The organism is Arthrospiribacter ruber, assembly GCF_019343195.1.
GTDB lineage: Bacteria > Bacteroidota > Bacteroidia > Cytophagales > Cyclobacteriaceae > Arthrospiribacter > Arthrospiribacter ruber.
In genome coordinates, this window is record NZ_RPHB01000013.1 from 24,398 (window position 1) to 42,732 (window position 18,335).

Sequence of the window (18,335 nt, forward strand, 5' to 3'; positions counted from 1 at the left end):
ATTCCTGCTGATTCCTGGTCTTTTACAGTAGTGCGAAATACCTCTACTTGTTTTCTTTTTTGAAGCGGTTTAGTTTTCACAGTAATTTTTCAGTCTATATAAAAACATCCCCCAATGATAGTTGCACCAGCGGTAATAATCGGTGACTCCCCTCCAATTACTATGGGTTAGGATAATTTCAGTAAGATTGTTTTTATCTCTGATATCGAAATTGACAACTGTGTTTTGCCATTCAATATCCGAAGCTATACATTGCCAAGTGACTTGCTGGCTTTTCTTAAGTGCTATCACTTTCATTTTGGTTATATATCCCTCATCAAAGTCAAATTCATTGACATGTCCGAGAATGGGCTTTACCTGGAGTTTAGGAGTCCAGATAGCTGAAAGTCCTTCTTTTGTTGTGATTGCCTCAAAAACTTTTTCATTAGAAGCTTTTATTTTAGTGAGATGCTCGATTTGGTACATAATCATGCTGTTTGTTTCCTAAGTGCTTTCTTATCCAAAAAGAGAACCTCCCATTGATGACCATCCAAATCTGCAATGGTATTTTGATCCATCCATCCATGGTCCTGAAGTTTGGAATCTACGGATCCTTCGGCCTCAAGCGCTTTAGCAACCATTTCGTCTAAAGCTTTTTTGCTTTGGGCATCTATGGCGATAGGCATTTCTGAACTTTGGTGTCCATCTCCAATCTTTCGGTCCGTAAGCTGACTGGATTTTTCATCTGTAAGGAGCATCACAAAAATGTTTTCCCGTAAAACCATAAAAGCTGCTGTTTTATCTGTATGTAAACTGAATATTGAACCTTAAACCTAAATGCGAAAAGAATTCCATGGATTTATTAAGGTTTTTCACTGGAAGATTCTGGCAAATTTGCCTGGTCATGTCGACATATAGTTAAATGAAAGTATAAATTCAAACGTGTAACACAAATCTAAGTCGAACTTGAAAGAATTTTACTGTGTAAATCCGACAATGCATGAGGTTGATTCCGACACTTCTAAAAAATAAATTTGCCCTTGACAATCCAGCAGAATGGAATAAGTAAAATATGAGATTCCCAGATTGCCCGGGGAAGTCCATCAATTTAGGCCTTAGCAGACCCAAAAGTGATCTTTAAATATGCTTGAGAAAATCAGAGCTGCGCGAGGATACCGGTCCACAACCATCCCTCAGGAAACTTGAAACCCTCAGAGCAGGACAGAAGACTGACCAAGAAACGCTCTGAGGCCGGGAAGCACTTGGACATCATCGTGCTGGATCATATCATTTTTACAGAAGTGCTTAATGAGCTTTGCAGACGAAGGCAGGATGTAATGGAAAGGGGAGGGAGGCTCTCTTTTTTTGGCCTGAATTATCGAAAATGGAATTACTGAGCTTGGAGTTCTAAAACAAATATTCTACTCACCGGCTTTCCATTGCTTGGGTCATAAGGTTCTTGGATTTCGGTGACTTTTAACTGGGAAGCGTCAAAAATTGCCAACCATTTTTCAAGCGTCCTGAAATACCAAGGATGCCCGTTTTTAAACCTTCCGTTTATTCCTTGCCAAGAATCATCCACCCACTGATTTTTATTAGGTCTATTTAAGTCTAATATTGCCTGAGGATGAAGTGTCTGGATAATAATCCGTCCATCGGGTGCTAGCAGTAGACCTATTGCCCTAAGCAATACTTCAATTCCATCCTTATAAAGCCAAAAACTGTTAAATTTTATCCTATGAAAAGAGTACTTTGAAGGATAAAATTTCAGTCAAAAAAAAAGACAGAGAAAGTCCCTGTCCATTTTTATCAACTAAACTAAATACCTCATATAAGAACTTCTCGGATAAGTGAGGTATGCCTTATCCTGTTACTAAAGTAATGAGACATTGAATTTTTAACTTCACCCCATATAGGGGATTTTTTAAAACCTTAATTAACCAACTTTTTGAAGGTTTTTGGATTAGTAATAACATCATATTTAAACCCATCTGGAGGGGTTCGGAATATCCCTTTGACTACTACAAAGTGCATGTCGCCCAATAAAAGTATTTTGTTATAGGGATCTTCATCACCAAAAAGTTTTTGTGCAAAATCCTTCGATATGAGTATATTAAATTCCTCATCGAAAATTTCCGTATAAAGTCCAGAAACAACTTTTAACCCTGACTTTTTGAACATGTCTTTATCCATGATAACAAGTCTTCCAGTCTTGTTAATAGTATTCATTTTAGACTCTTTTGCAGAAGTAAACTCCAAAATCTCAAAGCTGTAAGTGTCCATACTTTCAGCTTTTGCGGTTGTCGGTTTTTCCGTTAAGGGTTCTTCAGGCTTGTTTTCTTTTTTAAGTATCGCTTTTTTCCTATCTACAAACACCTCATTTTCCGGTTCGCTTAAAAAAAACATCGAGTTTAATTCTACCTGCATAGCCATTGATGCTAGGCTAATAAAAAGAAATGATGTGAAAATTAATACTTTGTAGATTTTCATCGATTTAAACATTCATAGTTGGTGATAATAATTTATCACCAACTATGCCAGTTTTAATATCTCCCATAGAAGACAAATTTGGGTGTTTTCTGAAAATAATTTGTCCGAAAATGTACAATTGAAACCCGATAATGGACATTTAGCCAGTTGTTGTCTTTGAGATTAATCTTGGGTATTAACTTTTTTATGATGTGAAAAGAGATTTTTAGATGTATTAAGCTTTTCTGAAACAGTAGGTAAAATTTCTTTATATAATTCTGATGTTAATACATACCCCGGTTTTTCTCCTATTCTTATGATAGACCAATTTCCACCATTTGCAATAGATTTTCTAAAGTAATCAACCTCCTGATCTTTACTCAAAGTTGTTACTATTTCACTACCTGTACTTGGCTGTTCATATACTTTTACCTGCTCGAACTTAGCTTTGACCACACTGTGCTCTTTTTTTGGCTGAAACATTTGCCCCAAATATGGAGCAACTATCAGTAAGGAAGTAATCAATAATGTTTTCATGACTTGTTTTATTAAGTAATTGGTTTTAGTAATCAGTGTGAAATTATATTTCATTTATACCTTAAACTAACCCCACTTCATGGTAAAGTTTCACCCAATATTTGACCCATTTTAAGGTAGCAGAGTATTAAAAGTGACCCTGGTAAAAGTAAAATCCTTGGGCTTTTAATCTACACATAAATAGCTTAATTTTTTATGGCATAGTCTTTCCAATTGACCGGATTATAATCCCCCCATTTGGGGGAGAAACCTGAAGTTGGTTTTTGCTTAATTTGCCTATGTATTTTCTCGGTCTCAGGATTTTGCTTTTCCTATTGTCCTTTTTTATTCTGTTGATAGTCCCTGTCAACGAAACTTTTGGGCAATTTAATTTGTCCAAACCACTGATACAGGTGGGACAAGACCAGGGATTTTTTGCAAAGTATATAAATCATATATCAGAGGATAAGGATGGGAATATCTTGTTGGGTACTTATGGATCGGATATTTATACTTACAATGGTCTGAATTTTGAAGTTTTTGGTAGTGGTCTGAATGGCCAAAATGCGATTTCCTTTTTAGAACATGACAATAAATATTTTTTGGCATCTGACAAGCAGCTTATAGAAAAGAGAAGTCTTGAAAGTGAAAATATTATTGTTTTTGAAAGTGAAACATATATAAAGCTTCATTCCAACGAATCCGAATATTTTGTGTTTAGCAGTGGGAATAAGCTGTTCTTCTACACTTCTGATAGCTCAATGTTAGTTGGGGAATTCTTTGGTTCAGAAATCACCGAAGTATTATCGCTGGGAACTAAAAGGTTCCTGATCTTGACAGCAGGAGGAGACCTTTTTTATTTTGATGAATTATCCGATAACACAGTTAAAATAAGTCAAAAAGTATATGGAATAATAGCTTCCGAACAAGATGTTTTCGTAATTTTCAACCATTCTGTTTATGAATTTGACCTTCAGGAAATCAACCTTGGAAAAAAAATAAACGATTCCGGATTTTCCAAAGTAACTTCCTGGACGAAAGGGAAACACCAAGCTTGGGTATATGCGGAAAACGCGCTGTTCAAAGTAAATAAAAGTGGAATTGAAAAGATAGATTATTCTCCAAATAACCTTAGTTTGGATATTTCCAGTTTGAAGGAGTCTTGGGATGGGACACTTTGGATAGGAACTTTCGGTCAGGGACTTTTTAAGCTTTATGATAGCCAAATCCAAAAACTTAAATACCATAATAATGAAATTGGTAATATCAATTCATTATTTGTTAATCCAGGTACTGAAGAACTGGTAATCGCCAGTAACCAGGGATTATTTATAAATAAAAAAGGTAACCTTGAAAAACTCTCTTTGCCAAGTGGTGGATATCATTTTGCAGTGACATTTTCTGACAATGAAATTCTTGTTGCAGGGGAAGGTTACCTGCTTTTGGTAAACACAACTTCAAAAAAAAATACAGTCATTCAACATCCTTTATTTTTTGACAATGATATAAACGTTTTGTTAAAAACGGAAAACAAACTTTTTGTAGGTACAAGCCAAGGTTTGTTTGCTTTTGGTATTGACTTGAAATATAAATATGAAGTGTTTTCAGAGGCTGGGAAAAAACTCACCAATATCACCCAATTGGAAATCCTTGAAAATGATGTTTTAGCCGGAATTGATTCAGGACGATTGATCAGAATAGAAGGAAATATGGCCAATGAAGTAGATTTGAACCTTAAAGGGTTTAATGTTATGGTTGTTAAGGCTTTTAGGAAAGATTTGCTTTGGATTGGAGGAAATGAAGGTACAGCATTTTCATTTGATTTAAAAAGCAACGAAATAGTTGAAAAGATTAAATCAGAAAGGGCAAGAAATGTATTCTCCTTAATAGTCTTCAGTAAGGATGATATTATTCTAGGGACTGATAGGGGACTTGAAAGACATTTCCATGGCAAGACCCTTTACTATGATGACCGAATTGGCCATGTGGAATCAAATTTAAACACCCTGGTCAGTATTAAACAAGAACAGTACGTGGCATTTGGTTCAGGTGAAGGACTTTTTTTGATTGACTTGGATTACAAAACGAAATTACGACAGCCTCCAAGAATTAATAAATTAATTCTAAACGGGGAAGAAATTCATGATTTTGAAAATGGAATTAAGCTACCCTACAGGCCGCAGGTATTTTTTTTTCAGGCGGTTCTCAACGACTTTGTAAATGGAAAGGATACAAGAATTGATTATAGGCTAGTTGGTTTTAGTCAGGATTGGATAGGGACAGAAATAATGACCGGGGTACAGTTTTCAAATTTACCCCCTGGAGAATATGGTATAGAACTTAAGGTGTCTCACTTTCAGGGAGATGTTCAGTTTTATAAGTTGCCCCTTAAAATTTTTGTTGAAAAGCCAATTTGGATGGAACTGTGGTTTTTGATATCTGGATATTTACTTTTTTTCTTTTTGGTAGCTTTTGGTTATATGTGGTTTCAGAGGAAAAATATCAGGGAAAATGAAAAATTAAGGAAGCTAGTTTCAAAGAGAACTAAGGAAATACAGAAAATCAATATAGGGCTGGAACTGACTGTGAAATCCAGAACCAAGGAACTGAATTTGAAAAATCAGGCTTTGGAACAATCCATGAAAAGGATGGAAAGGATGCTTGCTTTTGTAAATCAGATTTCTTCCAATTCCAGGGACATTTTTTGTCTGACAGATTCAGAAGGAAAGGTACTTTTGATATCCAAAGGAGTTGAAAAAATCATCGGTCAAAAAGTAAAGAATATTTCAGGACAATCATTCGATTCAATTTTTTGCACAGATATATTTAATAAAAGGAAATCAATTCTTTCAGTTCCTGAATACTTTAAGATTGTTTCAAATAAAGGGGAAGAAATGACATTTGAAGTACTTTTTAAAGAGATTAACAGGAATAAAGAGAATGATGACATAGGATATGTTGTAAACATCAGGGATGTTACTGAAAGAGAGACTTTAAAGGAACAAATACAGAGTATTTATAAAAATATCCACAGAGATTTTCATGATGAAGTTGGAAACAAAATAGCAAGAATAATTGCTTTGGTAAGTGTTCTTAGAATTCAATCCCAATCGATAGAAATTTTGTCTGCCACAATTGATAAAATCGAAGTTTCAGCGAAAAGTCTTTTCAATGATACAAGAGATTTTATCTGGTCCCTTGATAAAAACAATAACAACCTGCAATCACTTGGACTACAGCTCCGGGATTTTGGCGTACAATTGTTTGAAGGATCAAAGTTTGAGTTCCAGTTTCATTCGAACTGTTTGAATGAAATTTTATTGCCCCCTAACATTGTAAGGGATATTATGCTCATTATTAAGGAATTGTTAACCAATGTACTTAAGCACTCTTCCGGAAATAAGTGTGTTTTATTATTCCTTCAGAAAGAGGGGAAAATTATTTTTCTGGTAAAAGATAATGGCTCAGGGATGAAAAGCAATAACAAGGGCAATGGATTGAAAAACTTATTTTTCAGAGCAGAAAGATGTAAGGGGGAATTGATATTCAAAACCAAAAAGGGTACCCTTATTGGTGTGAGAATAACATTGTAAGCCCACCATTAAATATATTTTTTTGACTTCGCAGTCTCTATAGCCTCTGCTTTGGAATTGACTTCTAATTTCGAATAAATATTCTTGATATGGGTTTTGGAAGTTTCCTTTGATATGAATAACTGGTCTGCGATCTGTGTATATGACTTGCCCTCGGCAATAAGCCTCAGTACGTCTTTTTCTCTTTCAGATAAAGGAGAATTAGGATTGCTGTGAAAATTATTGATAACCATTCTGGCAACCTTGGAACTCATCGGTGCTCCTCCTTTTACAAGTTCGTCCAGAGACTGAATAAGTTCAATGTAATTTGAGCTCTTTGTTATGTATCCGGATGCCCCGGCCCTAAGTGCGTCGAAGACCAACTCGGCATCATCGTGAACAGAAATCATGACTACTTCTATATAGGGGTTTTTCGATTTAAGATACTTAACTCCATCAATACCTGACATCCCGCTAAATAAATTGATATCCATCAACACTATGTCAGGTTTGTCCTTGTTCAAAAAGGGGAAAGCCTGTTCACAGTTTTCGTAGGAGTTTACAAAGTGATACCTGTCAACAGATTTGATGATTAGCTTATAGCATTCTCGTAGTTCGTAATCATCTTCAATAATTACAATCCTTTTGTGAAAATTCATAATTTAGAGGGTATAGGATTAAGCTTACTCTTTATACTCCATCAAATTAGTAAAAGTTATCACCCAAAATGGGGGATTTTGGAAAAAAAAAGAGGCCATTAAAAATGACCTCATTTTTGTTTTCATTAAATCAAATATCTTAGTTATTCGGGGTCATCTGACTGTTGGTAAGTAATTCTACTGCAGAAATCGGCCAGATATAGTTGGGAGAAGATGGGGGGACAGGCTGGATATTTTCTTTTCCCGGTATGGTGCTCAATGTTCTTTGCAAATCAAAGTTCCTTAAACCCTCTCCGATAAATTCGAGTCTTCTTTCCAATAAAATAGCTTCTACAAAACTATTTTGAGATGAAAATTGGGTATATGCTCCGCTCGGGTTTGATCTGGTTCTAACTGAATTCAGCAATGACAGGGCTCTGGATTCATCTCCTCCGGATCTTACCAAAGCTTCGGAAAGGTTGAGCAAGACTTCTGCATACCGGATGATGGGTGCATAATCAAGGTGTTGGGGACCTCTTGGGAACTTGTTTAGATAAATAAACCCGTTACTGGTATTTTCAAACATCCATTCTGCCCTAGCATCTTGATTCGGATCAAATACTGATAAAGTGAAAATACCATTGCTCATATTCAAGGAATAATCTCCATTGCCCCTTGGTCCAGGGTTGTAATAACTTCCCAATCCATTTTGAGTTCCCGGAAGCGCCATTTCAGTGAAGGGGGCAGAAAATATATTCTCTGTACTGGTATATGGAGGGGTAAAAACATCTGAAATATTTTCCTGTAACATATGCGGAACTCCATTGCCGGAAGAATAAGGAGCCGATTGGCTAACTATTTTATCGGCTTCTACAATGACATTTTCATATTGTCCCATAGCAAGGTAAACCCTGGTCTTTAAAGCAATTGCAGTATTTTTATGGGCAAGAGTAGTGTTTTTCAATGCAGACCCATTAGTGGTGTTTAAGTTTTGCTCTGCAAAATTCAAATCATTTATAATTTGAGAGTATACTTCTGCGACCGTACTTCTGGCCAAGGAATTGTTAGTATCATCCAGCTCAGGTTGGATTCTTAATGGCAACCCCGGGTGGTTGCCATTATTGTCGGCATATGGACGGGCATAGAGCTGCAGTAGTGAGAAATAGGCCAAACCTCTAAGAAACCTTGCATGGGCCTGGTATTCTTGTACTTTTTCCTGGCCGCCAATTTTATCAGCGTTTTTCTCTACACCATCCATAAAAATGTTAGCCCTATTGATGAGTAAATAAGCTACTGACCATAAGTTCTGAACCTCATTGGTCGTTGATACCAGCGTGTGCTGCCAAGTAGAAAGTCCGGTAACCCCATTGGTGGTTCTATTAATGAAATCTTCCGCCCTTATGTCATTGTATATCATGTACCTACTTCCATAAAACTGTCCTGTTATTAAAGTCGCATAAAGACCGTTTAGCAATTGATCAGCTTTTTCCGGACTGTCAAAAACCACTGCCTCGGAGAAGGTAGTCCTGGGGATTGGATTTAATAGATCATCATTACAAGCTGACACCATAATCAATGCAGCCATCACAATACTTCTAAATATATTTTTCATGTTTAAATGCTTTAGATTCCGATGTTGATACCAAGTGTGAATGTCCTGGCCTGACCAAGTGAGTTCCGATCAACCCCAGCAGCTGTTGGACTGTTGCCATTTGTAGAGATCTCTGGGTCAGATCCTGTATATCCAGTAAATAGGAATGCATTTTGTACCTGCCCGTACAATCTTGCATTGGATATTTTGAGCTTTTGGACAAGATGATTTGGAAGTGAATATCCTAACATTAAATTTCTTACTCGAACAAAATCTCCTTTCTCAACATTTTCAGAAATAGGGAAAGCGCTACCGTTTGAAATATTGTCCGTATAAACTACCCTAGGTATGCTTCCAGAAGTATTGTCCGGAGTCCAACGGTCCAAAACATCCCTGTGATTGTTCCAGAACCTCATATCTCTCAATCCAGCTTTTGTGCCGTTGTATATATAATTTCCGCCAGAAAACTGTACAAATATGCCTAAGTCAAAATTTTTGTACCTGAATGTATTATCAATCCCTCCGAACCAAGTTGGAAGCACAGGTCCCATGATTACTCCGTCTGCATTCTGTGTAGGTTGTGAAGTAGGCTGTCCATCAAGAGTAGTCCATCCTGATCCCAAATGTTCATATTGCACAAGTGTTTCTTCACCCCCAGGACCTCTTTTTACAAAAATCCTTCTTCCGTTTTCAGGATTGACACCCCTTGTTTCTACTACATAAAGACTACCTACAGAATAACCGACTTTTGTAATATTTACTGTCTCTAAAGCAGTAGCAGTCAAAATTTGAGAATCCTCAGACTCCAACGCTGTTACTTCATTCCTTAAGGTTGAAAAATTTAAGTTTATGTCCCATGAAAAGTTTCGGTTTTGAATAGCTTTATACGTCACTGCCATTTCAATTCCTCTATTAAGCATTGACCCTATATTGGTATCGATAGATCCACTGCCTGTCATGTTAGTAGTTGAGCCTGGGACTCCTTTGGAAGGGGCCTGCGGTACTGGAAGAATCAGTCCATCTACTAGATTGTTGTACCATGTAACTTCTCCTTCAATCTTGTTATTCAAGAGGGCGAAATTGACTCCAAGGTCAGTCTTTTTGCTCGTTTCCCAAGTCAAGTTTGGATTGCTTGGCTGGGTGTAAAGTATTGTCGGCTCTGGACCATAAAGACCAGTACCGTAAAGACCCAAAGAAGCAAAATTGTTTACCCCGTTATTTCCAACGAGTCCATGACTTGCTCTTAACCTAAAGTAATTGATGGAAGAGGATAGCTTACTGCTTTTCCAAAATGATTCCTCCGAAAGAATGTATCCACCCGATACTCCCCAAAAGTTCCCAAATTTATTGCCTGCAGCAAAAGCAGAAAATCCATCTCTTCTTGCATTGAAGCTCAGTAGGTATTTGCCGGAAAAGTTAAAATTTGCCCTTGCAAAAAATGAAGTGAGATAGTTTTCTGTCTGCAGATTTCCCAAAGGGATAATGGTAGTGAAGTTTCCTTGATAGGAATCAAAGAAATCATCGGCAATAACTGTCCTTCTTGCCCCCCATCTTTCATCCTGGGTGTATTGTTGTTCATTCCCAATCAGAAAATTAGCATCCACCAAGTCACCAAAACCGGCATTGTAAGTCAAAGTATTTTGAAGGTTCCACCTGTTGAGTGTCCTGAACAGGTTGTCTGCCTGCCCTCCATTGCTAAATCCATCTCCATGAAGTTTGGAATAGAAAGTCTGGTCTTCAATACTCAGTCTATCAATTCCATAGGTTGTTCTGTAGTTTAAACCTTCAGCCAATTTGACATCACCATAAATGGATCCCATTAAATGGCTGTTGACTGAAGACATTCTGTTTAAGTCCAGAATTGGAGCAGGGTTGGTGAATCCTGATTGAACAGTATTATTTCCCTGACCAAGCTGGTTGTTAGGACTTATGTTGTAGCTTCCATCATTTAGGAAAACAGGAACATTTGGTGCACTTATTAATGGCAACCTTGCCAAACCAGATGTGTTAAATGCCTGACCGGGCAGAGACCCTGTATTTGGAGCTTGGTTGACTGAGTTAGTATAGTTCATTGTTGCACCTACAGAAAAGCGATCAAAAACTTTGTGATCAATATTTAACCTTCCACTGATCCTTTCAAAATCATTTCTTTTTAAGATTCCCTCTTGTTTGGTATAACCAGTGGAGAAATAATAATTGGTGCGGGCGTTACCACCTGAAATTCCTAAATTATGATTATGAGCAATGCCATTACGCATAACCACATCGTACCAGTTGGTATCTACTGGCCTGTTGTTGTTGTCTAAATATGGAAAAAAGGCTTTTTCCTGACCGGCATTTTCCCTTGCTTCATTTTTTATCAACATATACTCCTCAGCATTCAGGAGATCAAACAACCTGACTGGTTCAGTCCTCCCAACCCAGGAATCAAACGTAACTTTTGATGCACCTTGATCCCCTCTTTTAGTGGTGATTAATATGACTCCATTAGATGCTCTGGACCCATAAATTGCCGCAGCAGCAGCATCTTTAAGTACTTCTACCGAAAGGATATCTGCAGGGTTGATATTACCCAATGGGTTGTTCGCAGCAGAGTTAAAAGATAATCCTGCGCCGGTTCCTACTGCATCGCTATCTGTGTAAGTAGGAACTCCATCAATTACAATCAGAGGATACGAACTTAAACTAAGAGAATTGACACCCCTTACCCGTATGACTGGAGGGTTGTTCAATACACCGTTTGGGGTAAGGATGTTTACTCCTGCTACTCTACCTTGAAGGGCCTGGTCAAAACTCTGTACGGGTGCGTTGATAATTTTTTCTCCCGAGACGGAACTTATAGCCCCGGTTATGGATCTTTTGGATTGAGCTCCGTATCCTACTACCAAAACTTCTCCAAGCGTTTCGGTATCAGGGTCAAGAATTACTTCAAGGAAATCACTTGAGCCCAGCCTTATTGATTTACTGGTGAAACCAATGAAGCTAAAATTCAATTCCGTAACCCCATCAGGAATACTCATGGTGAAATTACCTTCAATATCTGTCACAGTTCCAATCTGTGAACCTCTGACAAATACATTGACACCCGGTAGCCCTTCTCCATCTTCGGAGGAAATTACCCGGCCGTTGACATTTCTGTTTTGTGCATATAATCCAAAATGGACGGTAAATGCTACCAACAACAGCAGTAAAGTTTTCTTCATATTTGAATAGTTTTGTTAAGCCAATGTCCTTCATTGGCAAGGCTAAAAGTATAGCTCACCCTACATCATAAAAACCCCCAATTTGGGTGATAAAACTTAGTGAAAAACAAACCTTTTTTCAGGTATGATCTAAACTCGACTTTAAAGGAATTGGAAATAATGAAGGTGAAAAAAAAGCAATGTAAAAAATGGAACTTAAGCTCATTTCTAGGCTATTCACTGTGGAATTTTGAAATAAATTACAACCTATTTTGACTAAGTGTAGTTTTTTACCTGAAAATCAAGCTAAAATAATAGGTTAAGAACATCATATTCGTGTAATGCCAATTTAAAAGCCTATATGGGAATTTTTCTTTAGCATCTCCCTTGATATTTCATTTCTAAAAATCAATCAAAAGATCAACCTAGGCTAAATGAATGAAATCTGGGATTTTTTATATAACGAGATATCCTAAACAGATGAGTTTTTCCTCAGTCTCTTAAAGCCTTTTTGACCAATCCAACTGAATCTCTTAGAAGTGAGTAATCGGGAATTCATGCTTTTCCCCAAGTAGGTTTTGGGGAGAAATAAAAATTATATCAAAATTTATTTTAAAGCCCAATAAAGGGTTAAGATAAATGTTTCTAACCAATTCAGTCTGGTTGACAAAATGCAGAACCAATCCGACGTTTACCTTTTTGCTATAATTTCTAGAGGTTCTAACCGCATATATTTCCAAATATTTGATGACCATAGATTCAGAAATAAGGATTTTATCCAGACTTCCCAAAACCCCTGCTGCACTTACTTCTACCAATGGAAAAGGGAAAATATCCAGGAAACCATCTTCTGCAAAAAGGAACTCAGAAGTCCTGAATGTTTCAAAATCCCCAAATTCATCTTTTACGCTCAGCAATGCGTTCACTTTAAGTACTCGGCTGACCTGTTCTAGATCTTCGACGGTTTCATTCTTCAGCAAATTACCCAAAGCACCTCCTGTCCAGGAGGCTCTTTCATTTCCGCTCATGGTTTTTATCTATTAGTATCGGATTTATATAGGCCCTTATTTAAATTGGTTAGTGGTATAATTGCGGATATACATATTTTGAAATGTATATAATTAATATATCAAATAAATAGATTTATTATTGAAAAAAATGAATTATAATTATACTAAAATATTATTTTTGTCTTATTGTGTATAATGTTTAAAATTTACTAAAATGAAAAAGCAATCCTTTATCAAGTCTACATCTATTATTTTAGGAGTAACTATCTTTTTTATGAGTTGTAGCAGTACCACTTTAATCCAATCTAATCCAAGTGGTGCAAAAGTTTATCTTAATGGTGAGCCTGTGGGTACGACACCTTATTCCCATTCAGACTCTAAAATTGTAGGCTCAACAACGTCCGTTAAACTTGAAAAGGATGGCTATAATCCCTTGAATACTTCTTTTTCAAGGAATGAAGAGGCGGATGTTGGAGCCATAATTGGAGGTGTATTCTTGTTGTTTCCATTTCTTTGGACGATGAAGTACAAGCCATCCAGAACCTATGAATTGATTCCTCTTACCGGTGCAGATCAAGTTTCTCCAAGTCCTCAACAACCAGTGAAAAATGGCTCAAAAGCAGAACAGCTTAGGGAACTAAAGCAGCTATTTGATGAAGGATTGATAACTGAAGAGGAATACGAAAAGGAAAGGAAAAGAATACTTGAAAGTAACTAAGAACCAATATTTGGAGGTTTGAAGGGGTTTGCTTTAAGCATAGCCTCTTCAATTGCTTTAAATTTTTAGAAAGGCTTTAAAAATAACATTCTTCCCAATTTTAAAGCTACTTACATTTAAACATCTGTGTTTTTTAGGAGAAAAAAGCCGCGATTTATTCAGTGAAATGTGCCTCTACTGGCTTTTTCTGATCTCATTCTATATCTTTTTATATGGCATTTTTTAACAAAACTGCTGTCAGAATTTTCGAATCAGATTCTTGGAACGGTTTTACCCACTTTCTTTCATAAGGGATCTCCTCAGATTTTTTGAACCGTATACAACTTTTTCTCATAGTATGTTTTAGGTATTTTTTTCTTTCTTACTAATGCCTTCCAAGTTATGCCTGCCCCTGCTCATGTTTCTGATGTGATGGTGTGGATTTTTCAAGGGACTTAAACAGGAAGAGTTTTCTGAGCAGGATTAATTCCGTTTCCCCTTGCACTCAGAGCATGGACAAGCAGACAGATGGATCATAATTGGCCATCAAAAGCTCCAGCGCAAGGAGTGGAAAGTCTGCAACATCATTATGATTACTTCAGAAAACCTTGGATTTGTTCTCTGTCAGCTGGATGGGGAACAGATACAACAATGTCATGACTCTGATAGAGAGTATGTCAAGTGCAGCTTTAAATTTACTATTACAGATTAACTTATAGCCACCTCAGGATCTTTTGTAGATAAGAAAATTTCTGAGCTCATTGAAGGTCAATTGTCACTAAACTTCTTCTATTTAAAAACTCCCAAATCCAATCATTTCCGGATTTTGCAAATGTATGTTTGAAGCAATTAATACATGCTTGATTTGCACTGAAAGTACAAGTTTAAATTTTGGAAGATTTTTTAATTAGTGTCAAAAAAACACTAAAAATTTATGAACGGTAGATTCTTCATGTAATTACTTTTGCTAAAAGGCCAGTTAACCATAGATTTATAAAATCAAAAAACTCTTTAGTTTTATCTTCTACAGGATTAAAGACTCAAGTTTTGCAAATGCACCATGCTCATAGGATGATTGTAAATTGGATTTATACTTTAACCATGATTGATAATGAACCCTCAAAAAACCAAAATCAAATTTTTCCCTTTTCTATTTTATTCAATTTGCCTTTCGGTTCTGTTGTCCTGTGAGCAGAGCTCTCAAAAAAGATCTCTGTCAAGTTGGACACATTATGGAGGAAGTCCTGAACAGTCCAAGTATTTTAATGCAGTGCAGATCACTCCGGAAAATGTGAATCAGTTGGAAGTTTCCTGGACCTATCCTACCGAAGATGATATACCTTATTTTTTTAGTCCTATCATAGTAGATACCCTTATGTATGTCATGGGGAAAAATAATTCTTTGATAGCTTTAAATGTGAAAAATGGTCAGGAAGTTTGGATTCACTCCAATCTGATTGGAATAACCAGGCGAGGGATAAATTATTGGGAAAATGAGGATAAGAGCGATAGACGTTTGATTTTCACAATAAACAATACCATCCAGGCAATTGATGCCATGACTGGACAATCCATTAATAGTTTTGGGAATGATGGCTATGTGGACCTTAGGGCCGGCTTGGACAGGCCTCCATCCTCAATTCGGAGGATACAACCCATGATGCCGGGAGTGTTGTATGGTGATTTGATAATAATTGGTTCTGCGACAGGAGAGAATTATTTTTCACCACCTGGACACGTCCGGGCCTATAATGTCATCACCGGTGAAATGGAATGGATTTTTCATACTATTCCTCATCCCGGGGAATTCGGCTATGAAACCTGGCCCAAAGACGCTTATAAATATGTAGGAGGTGTAAATGTCTGGAGCGAAATAACAGTTGATAGTGAAAAGGGAATCGCATTTCTGCCATTGGGATCACCAACCTATGATTATTATGGCGCTGACCGGATCGGAAGTAACCTATTTGGAAACTCACTGGTTGCATTGGATGCCAGGACGGGTAAAAGATTATGGCATTATCAGACAGTTCATCATGACCTTTGGGATTATGATTTATCCCCAGCTCCGCAATTGCTTACATTAAATCGAAATGGGAAAAGGATTGAGGCGGTAGCTATTGCCACAAAACACGGTTTTGTTTTTGTTTTTGACAGGGATACAGGAGAGCCTGTTTTTCCGATTGAAGAGAAGCCATTTCCTCCTAGCGAAATGCCAGGAGAGGAAGCTTGGCCAACCCAGCCTATACCTTCTCTTCCAAAATTTACAAGGAGTGAAGTAAGTCTTGAGACCTTGAATCCATATTTTCCGGATAGCATAAAAGAGGTGTGGAATACACGTTTAAGTGAAGCAAAATCAGGTTTGTACATCCCACCATCTGACAAGTATGAAACTGTCATGATGCCAGGAGCACTCGGGGGCTCAAACTATGGAAATACTGCCGCAGATCCTGAAAAGGGCATCATGTACATTCTGACCCAAGAGCATGCATCCATTTACAAACTGAATAAAGTAGAACCACCCAAACTGGACATGTCAGTTGGGCAAATCAACCGAGTGAAAACACTTTATAAGGCATCCTGCCAAACCTGCCACGGAGCAGAAATGGAAGGAGGTGTTGGACCACCATTACAGAATATTGGTGAACATCTTTTTTATGATGAATTTAGCAATACAGTGCTGAATGGAAAGGGACAAATGCCCGGTTTTGTTCACGTGGATGAGGAAACCTTAAAGGCATTGTACCGATACCTTGGAGGGAACCCCAGAACGTTTAACTTTAGGAGAAATCTTGAGGCTCAGGAAGTAGAGGGGCCTGTTGTAGCTTCTGGTGGGGTGAAAATTTTACCGGATGAAAACCATAGTTTGCCCATGTCGGATTACCCTGAAGATGTAATTCATCCAGATGTCCGGTACTCTACAGATTATGGTCTGGATTGGCCAGGCTTAGCAGCGCCACCCTGGTCATCGATCCTTGCATATGATCTGAACGAGGGTGTCATCAAATGGAGAAGGCCTGTTGGCCAAGACTCCCTATATGCTAAGGGAGACCAAAGTTTGGGTGCTCCAGGGGGAGTATTGAGAAAGGGAATGATTGTGACCTCCACTGGAGTGGTGTTCACCACAGCAAAAGGAGGTAAGCTGTATGCCTTAGATGCAGAAAATGGAGATGTTTTGTGGGAAGAAACGACTAGTCATGAAATAAATGCCCAACCCAGCATGTACACATTGGACGGCAATCAGTATTTGGTGATCAATGCAACCTCTAATTTTACCAAAGACAGTTATAACCATTCTAAGAAGCCAGGTGCTATGCCTAGAGGATATGTAGTTTATTCACTTCCCAAAAAGCAGCCTGCCCCCAATGGATTAAGATAAATGGTCTGATTATGTTCTATTGACAAATTAATAATGATAACCATTACACCTTGTTAAACCTAAAACAACCTACCCTATGAAAAATGCAATTTATCTCATTTTACTATTAATTTCTACGCATCTATCAGCTCAATCTCTGAAAGACAGAATTATCTCAAACGAATCGACAACTTATAGAGACCTTTCAGCAGTTCATGAAGGAGCCGGCACAATGGGTTTTACCCAGTTGATAGGAAGGGACGATTTGTTTTCAAACTTCCTCTATTTGCATGCAGGAAATATTCATCCCAAATCAGGAATAGGACATCACTTTCATCATTCTATTGAAGAAATGTTTGTCATTTTAGACGGCGAAGCTGAGTTTACAGTAAATGGGAGAACCAGTACGATTAAAGCACCCGCAATAGTGCCATGTAAAATGGGGGATTCTCATGCTATCTACAATGCGACAGATAAAAACCTTACCTGGCTGAATTTTGCAGTAAGCAGAGAAAAGGGTAAAACTGATGCATTTGATTTAGGTGATACACGTGTAGGAGTCGCTCAGGATGAGGTGCCTACCTTTGTAAATGGCAGATTGGAAAAGGAAAAGCTCAAAGGGAGTCCTTCTACCTTCAATGGAGAAGGAGTCCTGTACCGCAGGATTTTTGGTCCTCAAATATTTGCTACTGACTGGAATCATGTAGACCATGTTGTCATTCAGCCCGGTAAAAAATCAATTAGTAGAAAATTGGACGGTATTGAGGAAGTCTATTATGTCACCAAAGGAAGTGGAAGTGTACAAATAGGAAATGATTCAGGAGAATTTAAAACGCACGATGCTTTTCAAGGGGGAATTGGTGAGACACTGTTGTTTTCAAATGAAGGAAATGAAGATTTAGAGTTGTTGGTCATCGGTATCAATCCCTCTAAAAACAAACCTTCAGCCCTGGGTAAAAACTCAAATTCACCTGCTGCCATGGCACTGCAAATGGAATTTGAAGTGGAAAACCAACATGCAGAGGCTTTTGAGGATATGTATCATTCCATCTATGTGCCTGCAATGACGGTCCAGGAAGGGTATCTTAGCTCAAAATTGTTAAAAATATATCCTGAGCAAACATCTAAGGAGATTGAAGCAGAGCAGACTTCTTACAATTATCAGATAATGATCGTTTTTGATACGGAAGCCAACCGAAGAAAATGGGTTGCCAGTAAGCAACATGATATTGCATGGCCAGCAGCTACTGCTCTTTCCAAAGGGTATAAATGGAAAGGATATGATGTGGTGGGAAATGATAACAGGCATTAAAGACCTCGAAA

14 protein-coding genes are annotated in these 18,335 nt (G+C 37.6%); 5 read left to right on the top strand and 9 right to left on the bottom strand.

The annotated features are described in order from the left end of the window. Positions 1–69: 69 nt before the first annotated feature. Complete coding sequence (locus EGN73_RS21050) at positions 70–465, bottom strand: SRPBCC family protein (RefSeq protein ID WP_219294002.1); 396 nt, start codon at positions 463–465, stop codon at positions 70–72. Positions 466–467: 2 nt separating this feature from the next. Then, positions 468–764 (bottom strand): VOC family protein, encoded by a 297-nt coding sequence (locus tag EGN73_RS21055; protein WP_219294004.1) that lies wholly within the window; start codon positions 762–764, stop codon positions 468–470. Between the two features lie 417 nt (positions 765–1,181). On the opposite strand from EGN73_RS21055, the gene EGN73_RS21060 reads away from it, so the two are divergent. Further along, positions 1,182–1,376 (top strand): JAB domain-containing protein, encoded by a 195-nt coding sequence (locus EGN73_RS21060; RefSeq protein ID WP_246611696.1) that lies wholly within the window; start codon positions 1,182–1,184, stop codon positions 1,374–1,376. Here EGN73_RS21060 and EGN73_RS21065 read toward each other — a convergent pair. From EGN73_RS21065 to EGN73_RS21075, 3 genes are all read right to left on the bottom strand, one after another. Next, positions 1,370–1,669, bottom strand: coding sequence for a hypothetical protein (locus EGN73_RS21065; protein ID WP_219294006.1), 300 nt, complete (start codon positions 1,667–1,669; stop codon positions 1,370–1,372). The two genes, EGN73_RS21060 and EGN73_RS21065, sit on opposite strands and share 7 nt — an antisense overlap. A 242-nt stretch (positions 1,670–1,911) precedes the next feature. Beyond that, positions 1,912–2,469: an ABC transporter permease gene (locus EGN73_RS21070; RefSeq protein ID WP_219294008.1), complete on the bottom strand. Its 558-nt coding sequence runs from the start codon at positions 2,467–2,469 to the stop codon at positions 1,912–1,914. Positions 2,470–2,631: 162 nt separating this feature from the next. Continuing rightward, the gene (locus tag EGN73_RS21075) at positions 2,632–2,985 is read right to left on the bottom strand and encodes an SH3 domain-containing protein (RefSeq protein WP_219294010.1); all 354 of its coding nucleotides are present in this window, start codon (positions 2,983–2,985) and stop codon (positions 2,632–2,634) included. Positions 2,986–3,377: 392 nt separating this feature from the next. Between EGN73_RS21075 and EGN73_RS22775 the strand changes: the two genes are divergently transcribed. After that, complete coding sequence (locus EGN73_RS22775) at positions 3,378–6,557, top strand: sensor histidine kinase (protein WP_219294012.1); 3,180 nt, start codon at positions 3,378–3,380, stop codon at positions 6,555–6,557. A gap of 8 nt (positions 6,558–6,565) precedes the next feature. Here EGN73_RS22775 and EGN73_RS21085 read toward each other — a convergent pair whose 3' ends face one another. The 4 genes from EGN73_RS21085 to EGN73_RS21100 form a co-directional block, all read right to left on the bottom strand. Beyond that, positions 6,566–7,195, bottom strand: a complete 630-nt coding sequence (locus EGN73_RS21085; RefSeq protein ID WP_219294014.1) for a response regulator transcription factor — start codon at positions 7,193–7,195, stop codon at positions 6,566–6,568. Positions 7,196–7,334: 139 nt separating this feature from the next. Then, the gene (locus EGN73_RS21090; RefSeq protein WP_219294016.1) at positions 7,335–8,786 is read right to left on the bottom strand and encodes a RagB/SusD family nutrient uptake outer membrane protein; all 1,452 of its coding nucleotides are present in this window, start codon (positions 8,784–8,786) and stop codon (positions 7,335–7,337) included. A gap of 11 nt (positions 8,787–8,797) precedes the next feature. Then, positions 8,798–11,968 carry a SusC/RagA family TonB-linked outer membrane protein gene (locus EGN73_RS21095; RefSeq protein ID WP_219294018.1) on the bottom strand — a complete coding sequence of 1,057 codons (3,171 nt, stop codon included), beginning with the start codon at positions 11,966–11,968 and terminating at the stop codon, positions 8,798–8,800. Positions 11,969–12,480: 512 nt separating this feature from the next. After that, positions 12,481–12,975: a hypothetical protein gene (locus EGN73_RS21100; protein ID WP_219294020.1), complete on the bottom strand. Its 495-nt coding sequence runs from the start codon at positions 12,973–12,975 to the stop codon at positions 12,481–12,483. 196 nt (positions 12,976–13,171) lie between these two features. On the opposite strand from EGN73_RS21100, the gene EGN73_RS21105 reads away from it, so the two are divergent. The 3 genes from EGN73_RS21105 to EGN73_RS21115 all read left to right on the top strand — a co-directional run bounded on the left by EGN73_RS21105 (position 13,172) and on the right by EGN73_RS21115 (position 18,324). Further along, positions 13,172–13,675 carry a PEGA domain-containing protein gene (locus EGN73_RS21105; RefSeq protein ID WP_219294022.1) on the top strand — a complete coding sequence of 168 codons (504 nt, stop codon included), beginning with the start codon at positions 13,172–13,174 and terminating at the stop codon, positions 13,673–13,675. Positions 13,676–14,765: 1,090 nt separating this feature from the next. Further along, positions 14,766–17,033, top strand: coding sequence for an outer membrane protein assembly factor BamB family protein (locus EGN73_RS21110; RefSeq protein ID WP_219294024.1), 2,268 nt, complete (start codon positions 14,766–14,768; stop codon positions 17,031–17,033). Between the two features lie 76 nt (positions 17,034–17,109). Next, positions 17,110–18,324 carry a cupin domain-containing protein gene (locus tag EGN73_RS21115; protein ID WP_219294026.1) on the top strand — a complete coding sequence of 405 codons (1,215 nt, stop codon included), beginning with the start codon at positions 17,110–17,112 and terminating at the stop codon, positions 18,322–18,324. Positions 18,325–18,335: the final 11 nt, after the last annotated feature.